This is a genomic window from Leisingera sp. ABM4_103 (assembly GCF_056158685.1).
Map to the genome: position 1 here is coordinate 1,858,022 of NZ_JBSWTU010000005.1, position 14,531 is coordinate 1,872,552.

At 64.4% G+C, this 14,531-nt stretch carries 13 protein-coding genes; 9 read left to right on the forward strand and 4 right to left on the reverse strand.

The window, feature by feature from the left end:
- Positions 1–39: 39 nt before the first annotated feature.
- Together sseA and ACXAED_RS10655 are read left to right on the forward strand one after the other, a co-directional pair.
- A complete protein-coding gene (sseA, locus tag ACXAED_RS10650) occupies positions 40–894 on the forward strand; it encodes a 3-mercaptopyruvate sulfurtransferase (RefSeq protein WP_475049487.1) in 855 nt (284 codons plus the stop codon).
- Complete coding sequence (locus tag ACXAED_RS10655; RefSeq protein WP_475049490.1) at positions 894–2,078, forward strand: amino acid aminotransferase; 1,185 nt, start codon at positions 894–896, stop codon at positions 2,076–2,078. The genes sseA and ACXAED_RS10655 overlap by 1 nt, the downstream gene beginning before the upstream one ends.
- A 396-nt stretch (positions 2,079–2,474) precedes the next feature.
- Here the strand turns inward: ACXAED_RS10655 and ACXAED_RS10660 are convergent, their stop codons facing one another.
- Together ACXAED_RS10660 and ACXAED_RS10665 are read right to left on the reverse strand one after the other, a co-directional pair.
- Positions 2,475–3,809 (reverse strand): ammonium transporter, encoded by a 1,335-nt coding sequence (locus tag ACXAED_RS10660; RefSeq protein ID WP_475049492.1) that lies wholly within the window; start codon positions 3,807–3,809, stop codon positions 2,475–2,477.
- A 26-nt stretch (positions 3,810–3,835) separates the two neighbouring features.
- Positions 3,836–4,174: a P-II family nitrogen regulator gene (locus tag ACXAED_RS10665; RefSeq protein WP_475049495.1), complete on the reverse strand. Its 339-nt coding sequence runs from the start codon at positions 4,172–4,174 to the stop codon at positions 3,836–3,838.
- Positions 4,175–4,442: 268 nt separating this feature from the next.
- Here ACXAED_RS10665 and ACXAED_RS10670 point away from each other — a divergent pair, with 268 nt between their 5' ends.
- Entirely contained in the window at positions 4,443–6,656 is a 2,214-nt protein-coding gene (locus ACXAED_RS10670; RefSeq protein WP_475049496.1) for a transglycosylase domain-containing protein, read from the forward strand.
- 261 nt (positions 6,657–6,917) lie between these two features.
- Here ACXAED_RS10670 and ACXAED_RS10675 read toward each other — a convergent pair whose 3' ends face one another.
- Together ACXAED_RS10675 and ACXAED_RS10680 are read right to left on the reverse strand one after the other, a co-directional pair.
- The gene (locus ACXAED_RS10675; RefSeq protein WP_475049498.1) at positions 6,918–7,505 is read right to left on the reverse strand and encodes an MlaC/ttg2D family ABC transporter substrate-binding protein; all 588 of its coding nucleotides are present in this window, start codon (positions 7,503–7,505) and stop codon (positions 6,918–6,920) included.
- Positions 7,506–7,507: 2 nt separating this feature from the next.
- Entirely contained in the window at positions 7,508–8,269 is a 762-nt protein-coding gene (locus ACXAED_RS10680) for an MlaA family lipoprotein (RefSeq protein ID WP_475049500.1), read from the reverse strand.
- Positions 8,270–8,448: 179 nt separating this feature from the next.
- Between ACXAED_RS10680 and ACXAED_RS10685 the strand changes: the two genes are divergently transcribed.
- The 6 genes from ACXAED_RS10685 (at position 8,449) to ACXAED_RS10710 (ending at position 14,450) form a co-directional block, all read left to right on the forward strand.
- Positions 8,449–10,182, forward strand: coding sequence for a type I secretion system permease/ATPase (locus ACXAED_RS10685; protein WP_475049502.1), 1,734 nt, complete (start codon positions 8,449–8,451; stop codon positions 10,180–10,182).
- Positions 10,179–11,483: an HlyD family type I secretion periplasmic adaptor subunit gene (locus ACXAED_RS10690; RefSeq protein WP_475049505.1), complete on the forward strand. Its 1,305-nt coding sequence runs from the start codon at positions 10,179–10,181 to the stop codon at positions 11,481–11,483. The genes ACXAED_RS10685 and ACXAED_RS10690 overlap by 4 nt, the downstream gene beginning before the upstream one ends.
- A 197-nt stretch (positions 11,484–11,680) precedes the next feature.
- Positions 11,681–12,139, forward strand: a complete 459-nt coding sequence (locus ACXAED_RS10695; protein ID WP_475049507.1) for a RidA family protein — start codon at positions 11,681–11,683, stop codon at positions 12,137–12,139.
- Positions 12,136–12,909: a glycerophosphodiester phosphodiesterase family protein gene (locus tag ACXAED_RS10700; protein ID WP_475049509.1), complete on the forward strand. Its 774-nt coding sequence runs from the start codon at positions 12,136–12,138 to the stop codon at positions 12,907–12,909. Before ACXAED_RS10695 ends, ACXAED_RS10700 begins: the two co-directional genes overlap by 4 nt.
- Before the next feature lie 48 nt (positions 12,910–12,957).
- On the forward strand, positions 12,958–14,145 hold the full coding sequence (locus tag ACXAED_RS10705; protein WP_475049512.1) for a GNAT family N-acetyltransferase: 1,188 nt from the start codon (positions 12,958–12,960) through the stop codon (positions 14,143–14,145).
- Positions 14,142–14,450 carry a 4a-hydroxytetrahydrobiopterin dehydratase gene (locus ACXAED_RS10710; protein WP_475049514.1) on the forward strand — a complete coding sequence of 103 codons (309 nt, stop codon included), beginning with the start codon at positions 14,142–14,144 and terminating at the stop codon, positions 14,448–14,450. Before ACXAED_RS10705 ends, ACXAED_RS10710 begins: the two co-directional genes overlap by 4 nt.
- Positions 14,451–14,531 lie beyond the last annotated feature (81 nt).

Genomic DNA, 14,531 nt, shown 5'->3' on the forward strand with positions numbered 1-14,531 from the left:
TGTACCCATGGCGCTAAGTGCAGACAGGGAGACGCTTTGATGCAGGACGATCCGAAGACGCTGGTTTCCACGGACTGGCTGGCCGCCCATCTTAAGGACCCGGATCTGCGGGTGCTGGACGCCTCCTGGTATCTGCCGCAGCAGGGACGCGACGCCAAGGCGGAGTATGAGGCCGCCCACATTCCTGGCGCGCGGTTCTTCGATATCGACGATATTTCCGACAACCGGTCTGACCTGCCGCATATGGTGCCGCCGGTCGAGAAATTCATGTCCAAGCTGCGCGCCATGGGCGTCGGCGACGGCCATCAGGTGGTGGTCTATGACGGCGCCGGCCTGTTCTCCGCCGCCCGTGTCTGGTGGCTGTTCCGGCTGATGGGCCAGACCAATGTTGCGGTTCTCGACGGCGGTTTCCCCAAGTGGCAGGCCGAGGGCCATCCGGTCGAGGATCTGCCGCCGGTGATCCGCGACCGCCATATGACCGTGCGGGTGCAGAACCACATGGTGCGCGACGTGACCCAGGTGTCTGCCGCCGCCAAGCTGGGAGACCATGAAATCATCGACGCCCGCTCTGCCGAGCGCTTCCGCGGCGACGCGCCGGAGCCGCGCGAGGGACTTCGTGCGGGCCATATACCGGGCTCCAAAAATGTCCCCTTCGGCCAGGTGCTGAATGACGACGGCACCATGAAGGATGCCGAAGGGCTGCGTGCCGCCTTTGAAGCTGCCGGCGTCGATCTGAGCAAACCTGCGATTACTTCCTGCGGATCGGGCGTCACCGCCGCCATCCTCAGCCTCGCCCTGGAGCGGACCGGCAAAACCGATCACGCGCTTTATGACGGGTCCTGGGTGGAATGGGGTGCCTTCCCGACCCTTCCCGTTGCTACCGGAGAGAACTGATGTTCGAGACCCTGAAACCCCAGCCCGCCGACAAGATCCTGGCGCTGATGCAGATGTACCGCGACGACCCGCGCGCGGATAAAATCGACCTTGGCGTCGGCGTCTACAAGAACCCCGAGGGCGTCACCCCGGTGATGCGCGCTATCAAGGCGGCGGAGCATAAGCTGTGGGAAGAGCAGACCACCAAGGCTTATGTCGGCCTGGCGGGCGATCCGGCCTACTCAGACGCGATGATCAAGCTGATCCTGGGCGATGCCGTTGCCCGCGAAAACATCGCTGCCGCAGCCACACCCGGCGGCACCGGCGCGGTGCGCCAGGCGTTTGAGCTGATCCAGATGGCCAACCCCAAGGCCCGCGTTTTCGTGTCGGATCCGACCTGGCCGAACCACGTGTCGATCCTGAACTACGTCGGCATCGAAACCGTCGTCTACCGCTACTTTGACCGCGACACCCGTGGCGTGAACTTCGACGGGATGATGGAAGACCTGAAGGGCGCTGAGAAGGGCGACGTGGTGCTGCTGCACGGCTGCTGCCACAACCCGACCGGCGCCAACCTGAACGAGGTGCAGTGGAAAGAGGTCATCGCGCTGCTGAACGAACGCGGCCTGATCCCGATGATCGACATCGCCTATCAGGGCTTTGGCGACGGCCTGGAAGAGGATGCGCTGGGCGTGCGCCTGGTCGCCTCCAGCTGCCCCGAGACGCTGATCGCCGCCAGCTGCTCCAAGAACTTCGGCATCTACCGCGAGCGCACCGGCCTGCTGATGGCGGTTTCCAACGATGCCTCTGCGCAGGCGCTGAACCAAGGCACCCTGGCGTTCCTGAACCGGCAGAACTACTCCTTCCCGCCGGATCATGGCGCGCGGCTGGTGACAATGATCCTGAACGACGATGCCCTGCGTGCCGATTGGGCGGCAGAGCTGGAAGAGGTGCGCCTCGGTATGCTGGGCCTGCGTCAGAGCCTCGCGGATGAACTGCAGCGGCTGACCGGCTCTGACCGGTTCAGCTTCATCGCCCAGCACCGCGGCATGTTCTCTCTCCTGGGCACCACGCCGGAGCTGGTCGAGAAGATGCGGGTGGACAATGGCATCTACATGGTGGGCGACAGCCGCCTGAACATCGCGGGCCTCAATGCGCAGACCGTGCCGGTTCTGGCCAAGGCGATCGTCGACGCAGGCGTCTGAGCGTCATTCGTGTTAAGGTGAAAACGCGCCCGCGAAACGGGCGCGTTTTTCTATTGGCTCGAGGCCGCGCAAGACTTGTTGTGAAAGGTCTTGTCAAAAGTTTTCCAAAAACTGTTGCCCGTTTCAATTCTGGTAACGGGCTTGACAAGGGCGGGGCTCCCGCGCCTGTCAGCGTGCCTTGGCTGCGCCAAGACCCTTGCAGGCTTGGGCGTGGCACCGCTGGCGCGGTGCAGAGGAGGAACGAATCCGGGTCCCTCCGGCTGCGCCGAGGCAGCGGCGCTTGGCCCAACAGGGGGGATCATCTGTGATGATCCCGCGCCTGGCGGGAGTGCCCCGCCCAAATCGAAACGCGGCGCCTGAAGCAGGCGCCGCGCATTTCTTTCAAGGGCTGTAATGTCAGCTCGGCGAGAACTCCGGATAGGCCTCCATGCCCAGCTCCGCCATGTCGAGCCCGTTGACCTCGTCCTCTTCCTCGACCCGGATGCCCATGGTGGCACGCAGGATGATCCAGACCACGGCAGAGGCTGCGACAGTGAAGACACCCACCACGGCGATGCCGGTCAGCTGGGTCAGCAGGTTGGCTTCGGGGTTCGACAGAACCACGGCCACGGTGCCCCAGATGCCGCAGATCAGGTGCACCGGAATGGCGCCGACCACGTCGTCGATCTGCAGCTTGTCCAGGAACGGAACCGCAAAGACCACGATCACGCCGCCGATGGCACCGATCAGGGTGGCCAGGCCCAGGCCCGGGGTCAGCGGCTCTGCAGTGATTGCCACCAGGCCCGCCAGCGCGCCGTTCAGGATCATGGTCAGGTCAGGCTTGCGGAACAAAAGCTGGGTCAGCACCAGCGCCGCCACGGCGCCGCCTGCGGCAGCAGCGTTGGTGTTGGCGAAGATGCGCGAGATATCAGCCACGTCGCCAATCGAGCCCATTGCCAGCTGCGAGCCGCCGTTGAAGCCGAACCAGCCCATCCACAGGATGAAGCAGCCAAGAGTTGCCAGCGCCAGGTTGGAGCCGGGCATCGGGATGGTCTTGCCGTCCTTGTACTTGCCGATGCGCGGGCCCAGGATCAGCGCGCCGGTCAGTGCGGCCCAGCCGCCAACAGAGTGCACAACGGTCGAGCCTGCGAAGTCCAGGAAGCCCATCTCTTCCAGGAAACCGCCGCCCCACTTCCAGCTGGCCTGGAACGGGTAGATCACCGAGGTCAGCACGATGGTGAAGATCAGGAAGGGCCACAGCTTGATGCGCTCGGCCAGGGTGCCCGACACGATCGAAGCGGTGGCGGCGCAGAACATCAGCTGGAAGAAGAAGTCGGAGCCGGTGGAGGCATAGGAGTAATCATCCGCGCCTTCTGCGGTGATCCCCACGGCTTCCAGAACGCCGGGGCCAAAGACGCCGGACAGCACACCGTCGACGGCCCAATTGCCCAGCGGATACATAAGGTTATAGCCGATCAGCCAGTAGAACACCGCTGCCAGAGAGAACAGGGCCATGTTCTTGGTCAGCTGCATAGTGACGTTCTTGGAGCGCACCAGGCCCGCTTCCAGCATGGCAAAGCCCGCCGCCATCCAGAACACCAGGCAGCCGCCGATCAGGAACAGGAGCGAGTTCAGGATGAACACGGTGTCGGTTGCAGGGTTCACACCCGGGGCCGGGCCGTCCTGGGCCAGGGCCAGGCCCGGCAGCGCCGTCAGCGCCAGCGCGGCCAAGGGGAGTTTCAATTGCTTCATATGTCTTTCCTCCATGCCGGGCGCGCTCAGAGCGCCTCGAGATTGGTTTCGCCGGTGCGCACCCGCACGGCCTGTTCCACATCCAGAACAAAAATCTTGCCGTCACCGATCTTGCCGGTGCGGGCGGTCTCAGAGATGGCGCTGACGGCGGCCTCGGCCTGATCGGCGGGCACCACCAGCTCCAGTTTCAGCTTCGGCACGAAGTTCACTTCGTACTCGGCGCCCCGGTAGATTTCCGTGTGCCCGGCCTGCGCGCCGAAGCCCTTGATTTCGGTGACCATCAGCCCGCTGACACCCAGCGAGGTCAGCGCTTCGCGGACCTCGTCCAGCTTGAAGGGCTTGATGGCAGCTATGATCAGTTTCATCTCAGCATCCCCTGCATTTGCTTACGCCGGCCCCATGCCGATGCATTTCGCACTTGCAGCAAAACGGGCCGCCCGAGTCGTGCAAAGAAACGGCCAGCAAGTTTCCGCGCGTCTTTCTGCGAGCGCACAATAATTTTGCGCCTTTTGCCCGGTTCGCTTAAAAACCGGCCATCTGGCAAAAGGGGAAAGGTCCGGATTCTGCCCCTCTACAAACCGCGGCAGGCAGAGTATTGTCGCGGCAAACGGGCAAACCGGGCAGGAAATGACGATGGCTCAAGGATCCGGGCGCAAGCCTCTGGTGGCAGAAAAACGCTATTCCGCAGGCGGCAAGGGCAGGGCCTCTGCCGCGAAAAAGCCCGTGCGCAGGAAGCCCGCGCGCAAGGCAAAGAAGGCCGGGTTCTTCGGTCTGTTGTTCCGCAAGAAGACGCGCGCAAGGCCCGCACCGAAGAAGCGCGGCCTTATCGGCCTTTTGCTGGCGCCCTTTGCCTGGGCGTTCCGGCTGGTCTGGGGATTCACCTGGCGTATCGGCATGGTGGTCTGCGGGCTGATCGGCCTGGCGGTGGCTTTCCAGTATGCAAGGCTGCCGGAAGTCTCTGCCTACCTCGACGGACGCGCGCGCGGTTCGGTCACTTTGCTGGACCGCGAGGGCGAGGTCTTTGCCTGGCGTGGCGACCAGTTCGGCGGCGTGGTGACGGCGGATACCGTCTCGCCGCATCTGAAGAATGCGATCGTCGCGACTGAGGACAAGCGGTTCTACCGCCATTTCGGCATCTCGCCGCGCGGCATCGCCAGTGCCGTGCGCATCAACCTCAGCGAGGGCCGCGGGCCGTTGTCGGGCCATGGCGGCTCTACCATTACCCAGCAGACTGCCAAGCTCTTGTGCCTGGGGCGCGTCTATGACCCTGCTGAGTGGAAGAGCGAAAGCGCCTATGAGGCTGACTGCCGCAAGAGCTCGCTGTGGCGCAAGGCGACCGAGGCGGTATTTGCCCTGGCGATGGAGACCAAATACACCAAGGACGAGATCCTCTCGATCTACATGAACCGCGCCTATATGGGCGGAGGCGCCTATGGCGCCGAGGCGGCTGCGCAGCGGTATTTCGGCAAATCCGCCAACCAGCTGTCTCCGGCGGAAGGCGCAATGCTGGCCGGTCTGCTGACTGCGCCGTCCACGCTGGCGCCGACCAACAGCCTGAAGCGTTCGCAGGACCGCGCCGCGACCGTGCTGCGGCTGATGCAGGAACAGGGTTATCTCACCACCGCGGAGATGAAGCGCAACCAGGATAACCCTGCCCTGCTGAGCGAGGCCGCCGCGGCGCGGGCTGGCGGTTATTTTGCCGACTGGGTTATGGATACCATCCCGGACTTCCTGGGCGACCAGACCACCGAGGATGTGGTAATCCGCTCGACCTTGGATCAGCGCCTGCAGACGGCGGCTGAAGAAGCGCTGAAATACGTGTTCGAGAACAAGGTCCGTGAAGGCTCCAAGGCGCAGGCGGCGATTGTGGTGATGAGCGCCGACGGAGCCGTGCGCGCCATGGTCGGCGGCCGCAAGACGAAGGTGTCGGGTGTGTTCAACCGCGCCACACAGGCCAAGCGGCAGACTGGCTCGGCTTTCAAGCCGTTTGTCTACGCCACCGCGCTGGAGCTTGGCTATTCGCCGTATGACCGGGTGCTGGACGCGAAATACTGCCTGAACATTCCCGGTTCCGGCCAATGGTGCCCGGACAACTATACCCGCAAGTTCTATGGCGAGGTGACACTGGCGCGGGCGCTGCGGGATTCGCTCAACGTGCCGGCGGTGAAGATCTCCGAGGCCGTGGGCCGCGACAAGGTGAGCCGGGTGGCCCGGGACTTCGGCATCGACAGCGACCTGGCGGCAGGGCCCGCGCTGGCCTTGGGCGCCTCCGAAAGCAGCCTGCTGGAAATGACCGGGGCCTACGCTGGCATCCTCAACGGCGGCTCCTCAGTGACGCCTTACGGGGTGACCGAGCTGAAGCTGGTCGAGGACAGCAACGCGCTGATGGGCGCCAGCGGCGGTATCGGCGAACGGGTGATCCGCACTGAGGCGGCGCAGCAGCTGGTCTGGATGATGGAGAAGGTGATTGCCGGCGGCACCGGCCAGCGGGCGCAGATCCCGGGCTGGCAGGCGGCGGGCAAGTCCGGCACCACTTCGGCGGCCAAGGATGCCTGGTTCATCGGCTTCACTGCCGATTACGTGGCGGGCGTCTGGATGGGCTATGACGACAACACGCCGCTGTCCGGTGTGACTGGCGGCGGCCTGCCGGCCGAGATCTGGAAGGAAACCATGGTGCGGGTGCATGAAGGGCTGGAGCCCAAGCCGCTGCCGATGCTGGAACCAGCGCCGATAGCGCCGCCGCCGCAGGAACCGCGCCGCGAGCGCCGCCGCCGTCAGGGGCCGAACCTTGGCCAGGAGCTGGGCCGCGCGGTCGACAACATCCTGCGCGATATCCTGGGCAACTGACCGGCGTCGGGGCTGGCGGGAGCTCTCCCGCCTGTCTCAGGCCGCCTTGCGGAGGCCTTCGGCAGTTGGGCCCGGCGCCGCACCCAGAGGGTGCGGCGTGCGCTCTGCCCGCGGGGCAGGGCGCCAGACCCAACGGGAGCAAGGCATCACTGATGCTGCAGCGACGGGCAGGAGTGCACCTCTGAATGCGGGCAAATACCGTCAGCAGAACAAAAAAGGCTCCCCGCGGGGAGCCTATTTCTAGTCCAGTGACGGGGTGCTTCAGCTCAGCCGCTTCAGCTCTGCGATCAGCGCGTCAATGTCGCCCCGCTTGCTGTCCAGGATCGCGCCGATCTCGGTGCGTTCGGTCAGGAGGAGATTGACGCCTTCAATGAACATGTTGAAGAACAGATCCCGGCCGGAGCGGTCCGACACAAGGAACGTCACCTCGAAGGGGGACTGGCCCTTGAGGTAGGCTATGGTGCTCACCTCATACCACTTTTTCACCTTCTTGACGCCGGTCACCTCCAGCTTGCCGCCGATGAACTCGCGGAAGCGCTTGCCATACTTGCGCGAGATATAGCCCTGGAAGGCTTGGGAGAACGCCTGCTTCTGTGCGGAGGACGCCCGGCGTCCGTCAGAACCCAGCGCATAGGCGGCGATATAGGAGGTGTCGCTGTAGCGCTGGAAGATCCGCTCGAAGTCGCGGTACATCGCGCTCTCGCCCTTGCCGGAGGCGATCACACGGTTTACGTCGGTGACCAGGCTGTTGATCAGCGTGCTGGCGCTGGCTTCGTTCAGCGCCCACAGGGCTTGCGGCGCGGTGGCCAGCACGGCGCCGGCACCTATCAGAAATTTGCGGCGGTCCATCGTCAGAATCCTTCGGTGTCCAGTTCGAACGGGTCGATTTCCTTGATCTCTTCGCCATCGCCCAGCTCGAACCGGCGGTTCTGCAGATAGATCAGGCGCGATTGCGCGTAGCTGTCGGCGCTCTCGTAGAGAATCGAATCGATCGTGTCGGAATAGTTGCCACGATCGCCCATGCGGCGCACGATTTCCGCATAGATGCTGATGTTGTCGGCAGTATTCTGCTCGACATATCCCAGCGGGTTGGTGAAGAAATCCACCGCAATCCCCGCGGCATCGCGGGAGGTGGAGGGGCCAAAAAACGGCAGCTCGACGTAGGCGCCTTCGCCAACGCCCCAAACGTGCAGCGTCTCGCCGAAGTCGGTATCGACTGGCGGCACGTTGAACTCGCTGGCGGGGTCAGCCAGGCCCGCAAAGCCCACTGTGGAGTTGATCACGAAGCGCGAAAACGCGTTGCCGGCCATCTTCAGATCGCCCTGCAGCAGCGCGTTGATCATTTGCCCCGGCATCGACAGGTTCTCGGCAAAGTGGGAGAAGCTGGTCACCATCGGCGGGGGAACAATTGCCACATAACCCTTGGAAGCAGGCCGGAACGCCAGCCGGTCGACCCCGCGGTTGAAGGCGTGAACTGTGCGGTTGGTCTTCTCGTAGGGGTCGAACACCTCGCCGGAGGCCCGCGCGACAGGATCCTGGGTGGCACAGCCAGCAGCGAAGGCGGCGAAAATCAGCGCAAACAGAAATTTATGCGGTCGCAACATATAGGGCATTCGGTTAAGTGTCCAAATTGATACTGGCGCCGGCGCGTCGGAGGGCAAATAAGGATTCTCCCGCCGTTTTCCAGTCTGATTGCATTTTTTTACCTGCTTGTGTCACAACTGATACAACCCAGACCATGATGCAACCCAGCCCTGACCCGAAGCCAAGGAACCACTAGTGCAGTCTGCCCATGAATAAAAGTGTTTATAAAAATGGCTATGAGGAACTGCGTGCCGTGCGGCGGCAGAGCCGTGGCCTTTACTGGTTTACCGGGATCTTCAGCTTCTTCGTGAATCTTCTGATGCTGACCGGGCCTTTGTACATGATGCAGGTCTACGACCGGGTGCTGGGCAGCCGCTCTGAGGCGACGCTGCTGGCGTTGTCGCTGCTGGTTGTGTTCCTCTATGGCATGATGGGGCTTTTGGACTATGCCCGCGGCCGGATCATGGCGCGGGTGGGGGCAAGGTTCCAGGCGGCGCTGGACAAACGGGTGTTCGACGCGATGATCCGCCGCTCGGCGGTCGCGCAGGACCCGGCTGCGCAGACCGGCCTCAGCGACCTGGAATCGGTTCAGCGGCTGATCTCCTCGCCGGTACTGACCGCCGCTTTCGACTTGCCGTGGACGCCGGTATTCCTGGCGGGCATCGCCCTGTTCCACCCCTGGCTCGGCCTGCTGGCGCTGGCGGGCGGGGCGGTGCTGGTGGTTATTGCTGTCTTCAACCAGTTGTTCACCCGGCTGCCGATGCAGAAGGCGAACATGACCGGCCACAAGGCCAATCTGATGTCCGAGGAGATCCGCAACGAAGCGGAGATGATCCAGTCCATGGGTATGCGCGGCGCCTCCTTCGAGCGCTGGAAGCAGGCCCGTGACGCGGCGCTGGCCGACAGCGTCACCGCCAATGACACTGGCGGCGGCTTCACCACGCTGACCAAGACGCTGCGGCTGTTCCTGCAGTCGGCGATGCTGGGCCTGGGCGCCTATCTGGTGCTGCAGGGCGAGGTGACACCGGGCGCGATGATTGCAGGCTCCATCCTGATGGGCCGGGCGCTGGCGCCCATTGAACTGGGCCTGGGCCAATGGCCGATGGTGCAGCGGGCGCTGAAGGGCTGGCACAGCCTGGCGGAGCTGCTGGACAAGGTGCCGGAGGAGGCCGCGCGCACCGCGCTGCCCAAGCCCAAGGCGCTTTTGGAGGTGCAGGGGCTGGCGGTGGTGCCGCCGGGCAGCAGCGCGCCGCTGCTGCGCAACGTGAATTTCCGTGTGCAGCCGGGTCAGGCGATCGGGGTGATCGGACCCTCCGGTTCCGGCAAGTCCACCCTTGCGCGGTCGCTCACTGGAGTCTGGCGGCCTGCTGCCGGATCGGTGCGGCTGGATGGCGCCTCGCTGGATCAGTACGCGCCGGACGTGCTGGGCGGGCACATCGGCTATCTGCCGCAGCGGGTGCAGGTGTTTGATGGCACTATCGCCCAGAACATTGCCCGCCTGAACCAGCAGCCCGATGCCGAGAAGGTGGTGGAAGCCGCCCGCAAGGCCGCTGCGCATGAGATGATTCTCAAGCTGCCCGAAGGCTATGACACGCGGGTGACGGCTTCCGGGGGGCGGCTGTCGGGCGGCCAGATGCAGCGGGTCGGCCTGGCCCGGGCGCTGTTCGACGATCCGGTGATCGTGATCCTGGACGAGCCGAACTCAAACCTCGACAACGAAGGCTCGATCGCGCTGAACCAGGCGATCAAGCAGATCAAGGCGGAAGGGCGCTCGGTGCTGATCATGGCGCATCGCCCGGCGGCGATCCAGGAGTGTGATATGCTCCTGGTGATCGACAAGGGAACCCAGACGGCCTTCGGGCCCAAGGACAAGGTGCTGCAGGAAATGGTCGCGAACCATCAGAACATCCGCCAGGCCACAGGCGCAGGAGGCGTGCGATGAGCGGGGATGGCAACTGGTCCGCGCGGCGGCCGCTGGTTATCGGGCTGATCGCGCTTCTGGTGCTGGTGGGCGGCTTCGGCTCCTGGTCGGTGCTGTCGTCGATCTCCGGCGCGGTGGTGGCAACAGGCCGGATCGAGGTCGACCGCAACCGGCAGGTTGTGCAGCATCTGGACGGCGGCATTGTCGCGGAAATCCTGGTGGATGAAGGCGACACCGTGCAAGAGGGCGACACGCTGATCCGGCTGGACGCAAATGAGCTGACGTCACAGCTTGTGATCACCGAAGGCCAGCTGTTCGAGCTGATGGCGCGCCGCGGCCGGCTGGAGGCGGAGCGGGACGAGGCCGAGGAAATCACCTTTGACCCGGAGCTGTTGAAAGCCGCCGAAAGCCAGCCGGAGGTCAAGGATCTGGTGGATGGCCAGCAGCGCCTGTTCCAGGCCCGCAGGGCCACCACCGCCCGCGAGATCGAGCAGCTGGAGAAACGCCGGGTGCAGATCGAGGAGCAGATCCGCGGCGTCCAGGCACAGCAGCAGTCGATGAAAGTTCAGCTGGAGCTGATCAACGAAGAGCTCAGCAACCAGCAATCGCTGCTGGACCGCGGCCTGGCGCAGGCGGCGACGGTGCTGAACCTGCGCCGCACCCAGGCCAACCTGGAAGGGCAGCTGGGTGAGCTGGTCGCCTCAGAGGCACAGGCCGAGGGGCGGATCACCGAGATCGACATCGAGATCCTGAAACTGGCCACCGGCCAGCGCGAGGAGGCGATCACCCGCCTGCGCGACCTGCGCTCGCAGGAGCTGGAGCTGGCCGAAACCCGCCGCTCGCTGCGGCAGCGGCTGGAGCGGCTGGATATTACTGCGCCGGTGTCTGGGATCGTCTACGGGCTGCAGGTGCAGACGCCGCGCTCGGTGATCCGCCCGGCTGACCCGGTGCTGTATCTTGTGCCGCAGGACCGGCCGCTGGTGATTGCGGCGCAGGTGGCGCCGACCGATATCGACCAGCTTTATACAGGGCAGGAGGTGACCCTGCGCTTCTCCGCCTTGGATCAGCGCAGCACCCCGGAGCTGTTCGGCCATGTGACCCAGGTTTCAGCGGATGCGTTTGAGGATCAGGGCAGCGGGGTGTCCTACTACCGTGCCGAGATCGAGCTCAATCCCGGCGAGCGCGAGCGGCTGCCTGAGGGTACCGTGCTGATTCCGGGGATGCCGGTGGAAAGCTACATCCGCACCGCCGACCGCTCGCCCATGGCTTACCTGGTCAAACCGCTGTCCGATTATTTCGTGAAAGCCTTCCGCGAAAGCTGACGGCAGCCGGAAACCGGCGCGGTTTCCGGCCATGAAAAGTCGAATTTTTCATGGCCGGTTTAATTGCATGAAACCGGCGCCGTTCACCTGCCGGACCAACGGGGCGGAAAGGCGCGAAGGGGCTTCGCATTTGCTCTTTCCGAAAGCCGCCGCGGCGGGTAGCGTCCCGGCCAGCAAAGACTCGGAGGAACTCGGCCATGAGCATCGAAGCGAAACTGAAAGAGCTGGGGGTGACCCTGCCCGACGCGCCGGCACCGGCAGCAAACTATGTGCCATATGTCGTCGCGGGCGACATGGTGTATATCTCCGGCCAGATTTCGGCCGATGACAATGGGCTGATAACCGGAACTCTGGGCGAAGACATGGATGTCGAGGCCGGGCAGGCCGCGGCCAAGCGCTGCGCAATCGCTCTGCTGGCGCAGCTCAAGGCGGCTTGCGGCGGCGATCTGGACCGGCTCGTGCGGGTGGTCAAGCTGGGCGCCTTTGTCAACTCGACCGCTGATTTCACCCAGCAGCCGCAGGTCGTGAACGGCGCCTCCGACTTCCTGGTCGAAGCACTCGGCGACATTGGCCGCCACGCGCGCTCCGCCGTCAGCTCGCCCTCTCTGCCGCTGGGCGTTGCAGTTGAAATCGACGGAGTCTTCCAGATCAAATGAGACCTGCCCTGCCTGCTGCCTTCCTGAACGTCCCGCTGGCCCACCGTGCCCTGCACGATGCGGCGGACGGGCGCCCGGAGAACAGCCGCGCTGCGGTGCGGGCAGCGCTGGCCGCAGGCTATGGCATCGAGATCGACCTGCAGCTGTCCGGCGACGGCTGCGCGATGGTGTTTCACGACTATGCGCTGGACCGGCTGGCAGAAGCTGCCGGTCCGGTCCGTGCGCGAAGCCGCGAGGAACTGGCTGCCATCCCGCTGAAGGGCGGCGATGGTGAAGGCATTCCGGATCTGGCCAAAGTGCTGGAGCTGGTGGCCGGCCGGGTGCCGCTGCTGATCGAGCTGAAGGACCAGCACGGCCAGATGGGGGTCACCAATGGGGCGCTGGAACGGGCTGCGGCCAAGGCGCTGGAGGGCTATCGCGGCCCGGTGGCGCTGATGTCCTTCAACCCGCATTCGGTGGCGGAACTGTCCCGCCTGGCACCCGAACTTCCGCGCGGCCTCACCACCAGCGCCTATGATCCGGCGGACTGGCCGGAGCTGTCCCGCGCCATGTGCGATGATCTGCGCGCGATCCCGGATTTTGAGCGTACCGGATCCAGCTTTATCAGCCACGAGGCCGGCGACCTGGCCCGGCCGCGGGTGCAGGCGCTGCGCAACGAAGGCGTGCCGGTTCTGTGCTGGACCGTGACGTCGCCGGCAGAGGAGGCCGCGGCCCGTGCCTTTGCCGACAATGTGACCTTTGAACAGTACCTGTCTCCGCTAACATCTTGATCAGGCTAAGCCGCACCCCACATCTGTGAAGTGGTGCGGAGGAAAGGCATGTCCCAGGCGCAAATCGAAATCCGGGTGCTGTCGTCGCTGTCGCAGGTCGCGGCGGCGGAGTGGGACGCCTGCGCCTGTCCCGAAGCGGCGGACGGAGGCCGTCCGCTCGACCCTTTTACAACCCACCGGTTTCTGAGCGCGCTGGAAGACAGCGGCTCTGTCGGGCCGGGCACCGGCTGGCAGCCGCAGTATCTGACCGCCTATCAGGACGGCCGCCTGATCGCCTGCGCGCCGCTTTATGCCAAGGGGCACAGCCAGGGCGAGTACATCTTTGACCACAACTGGGCACATGCCTATGAACAGGCCGGCGGGCATTATTACCCCAAGCTGCAGATCGCTGTGCCCTTTACGCCGGCCACCGGGCGGCGGTTCCTGGTGCGGCCCGGATTCGACGGCATAGGCCACTCCGCACTGCTGCAGGGCGCAGTGCAGCTGGCGGCGGACAACAACCTGTCGTCGCTGCACGTGACCTTCTGCACCGCGGATGAGGCCCGGCTGGGCGAGGAAATGGGGCTGATGCTCCGCACCACCCAGCAGTTCCACTGGCAGAACCAGGGATATGGCGACTTCGAGGCTTTCATGCGGGCGCTGTCGTCGCGCAAGCGCAAGAACATCCGCAAGGAGCGGATGCAGGCGCAGTGCTTTGGCGGCGAGATCCAGGTCTTCCAGGGCAGCAGCCTGCGGCCCGAACATTGGGATGCGTTCTGGGAATTCTATCAGGATACCGGCGCGCGGAAATGGGGCTCGCCTTATCTGACCCGGCAATTCTTCGATATTGCGCACCGGACGCTGGCGCAGGACTTGGCGCTGATTCTGGCGTGGCGCAACGGGCGCTATGTGGCCGGAGCGCTGAATTTCATAGGCCGGAATACGCTTTATGGCCGCTACTGGGGCTGCGTCGAGCACCATCCGTGCCTGCATTTCGAACTGTGCTATTATCAGGCCATAGAATTGGCCATCGCCCTGGGGCTTGACCGGATCGAAGCCGGCGCGCAGGGTGAGCACAAGCTGGCGCGCGGCTATTTGCCGTGCCAGACCTATAGCTTGCACTGGATCGGCGATCCCGGGTTTGCCGGGGCCGTCGGACGCTACCTCGAGGCTGAGCGGGCCGCCACTGAGGAAGAGATCGAAATCCTGACCGATTACGGCCCGTTCCGCAAAGCGCATGTGGAGGAGCAAGAATGACGGAAAAACTGTCCGACGCCACCCGCGGCCCGCTGCTGGAGCCGCTGTTTGCCACCGGCTGGGAAATGGTGGAAGGCCGCGATGCCATCACCAAGACTTTCAAGTTCAGCAATTTCGCCGATGCCTTCGGCTGGATGACCCGCGCCGCGATCTGGGCTGAAAAGTGGAACCACCATCCGGAATGGAGCAACGTCTACAACAAGGTGACGGTGGTGCTGACCACCCATGACGTGGATGGCATCAGCGCCCAGGATGCCAAGCTGGCGCGCAAGATGGACGGCCTTTACGGCGAGCCGCAGAACTGAGCTGCAGAGACTGCCGTAAAAGGTCAGCAGTCCTGTCCGAATGTTTCGCGCGCGAAACATTGCGGCAGAGCTTTTGACCTG

Excerpts from the sequence above, each read along its gene's own strand:
- ACXAED_RS10675 (WP_475049498.1), bottom strand. The coding sequence starts at position 7,505 with ATGGACCGCCGCAAATTTCTGATAGGTGCCGGCGCCGTGCTGGCCACC.
- ACXAED_RS10700 (WP_475049509.1), top strand. The coding sequence starts at position 12,136 with ATGAGACCTGCCCTGCCTGCTGCCTTCCTGAACGTCCCGCTGGCCCAC.
- ACXAED_RS10670 (WP_475049496.1), top strand. The coding sequence starts at position 4,443 with ATGGCTCAAGGATCCGGGCGCAAGCCTCTGGTGGCAGAAAAACGCTAT.
- sseA (WP_475049487.1), top strand. The coding sequence starts at position 40 with ATGCAGGACGATCCGAAGACGCTGGTTTCCACGGACTGGCTGGCCGCC.
- ACXAED_RS10705 (WP_475049512.1), top strand. The coding sequence starts at position 12,958 with ATGTCCCAGGCGCAAATCGAAATCCGGGTGCTGTCGTCGCTGTCGCAG.
- ACXAED_RS10660 (WP_475049492.1), bottom strand. The coding sequence starts at position 3,809 with ATGAAGCAATTGAAACTCCCCTTGGCCGCGCTGGCGCTGACGGCGCTG.
- ACXAED_RS10710 (WP_475049514.1), top strand. The coding sequence starts at position 14,142 with ATGACGGAAAAACTGTCCGACGCCACCCGCGGCCCGCTGCTGGAGCCG.
- ACXAED_RS10655 (WP_475049490.1), top strand. The coding sequence starts at position 894 with ATGTTCGAGACCCTGAAACCCCAGCCCGCCGACAAGATCCTGGCGCTG.
- ACXAED_RS10690 (WP_475049505.1), top strand. The coding sequence starts at position 10,179 with ATGAGCGGGGATGGCAACTGGTCCGCGCGGCGGCCGCTGGTTATCGGG.
- ACXAED_RS10680 (WP_475049500.1), bottom strand. The coding sequence starts at position 8,269 with ATGCCCTATATGTTGCGACCGCATAAATTTCTGTTTGCGCTGATTTTC.
- ACXAED_RS10685 (WP_475049502.1), top strand. The coding sequence starts at position 8,449 with ATGAATAAAAGTGTTTATAAAAATGGCTATGAGGAACTGCGTGCCGTG.
- ACXAED_RS10665 (WP_475049495.1), bottom strand. The coding sequence starts at position 4,174 with ATGAAACTGATCATAGCTGCCATCAAGCCCTTCAAGCTGGACGAGGTC.
- ACXAED_RS10695 (WP_475049507.1), top strand. The coding sequence starts at position 11,681 with ATGAGCATCGAAGCGAAACTGAAAGAGCTGGGGGTGACCCTGCCCGAC.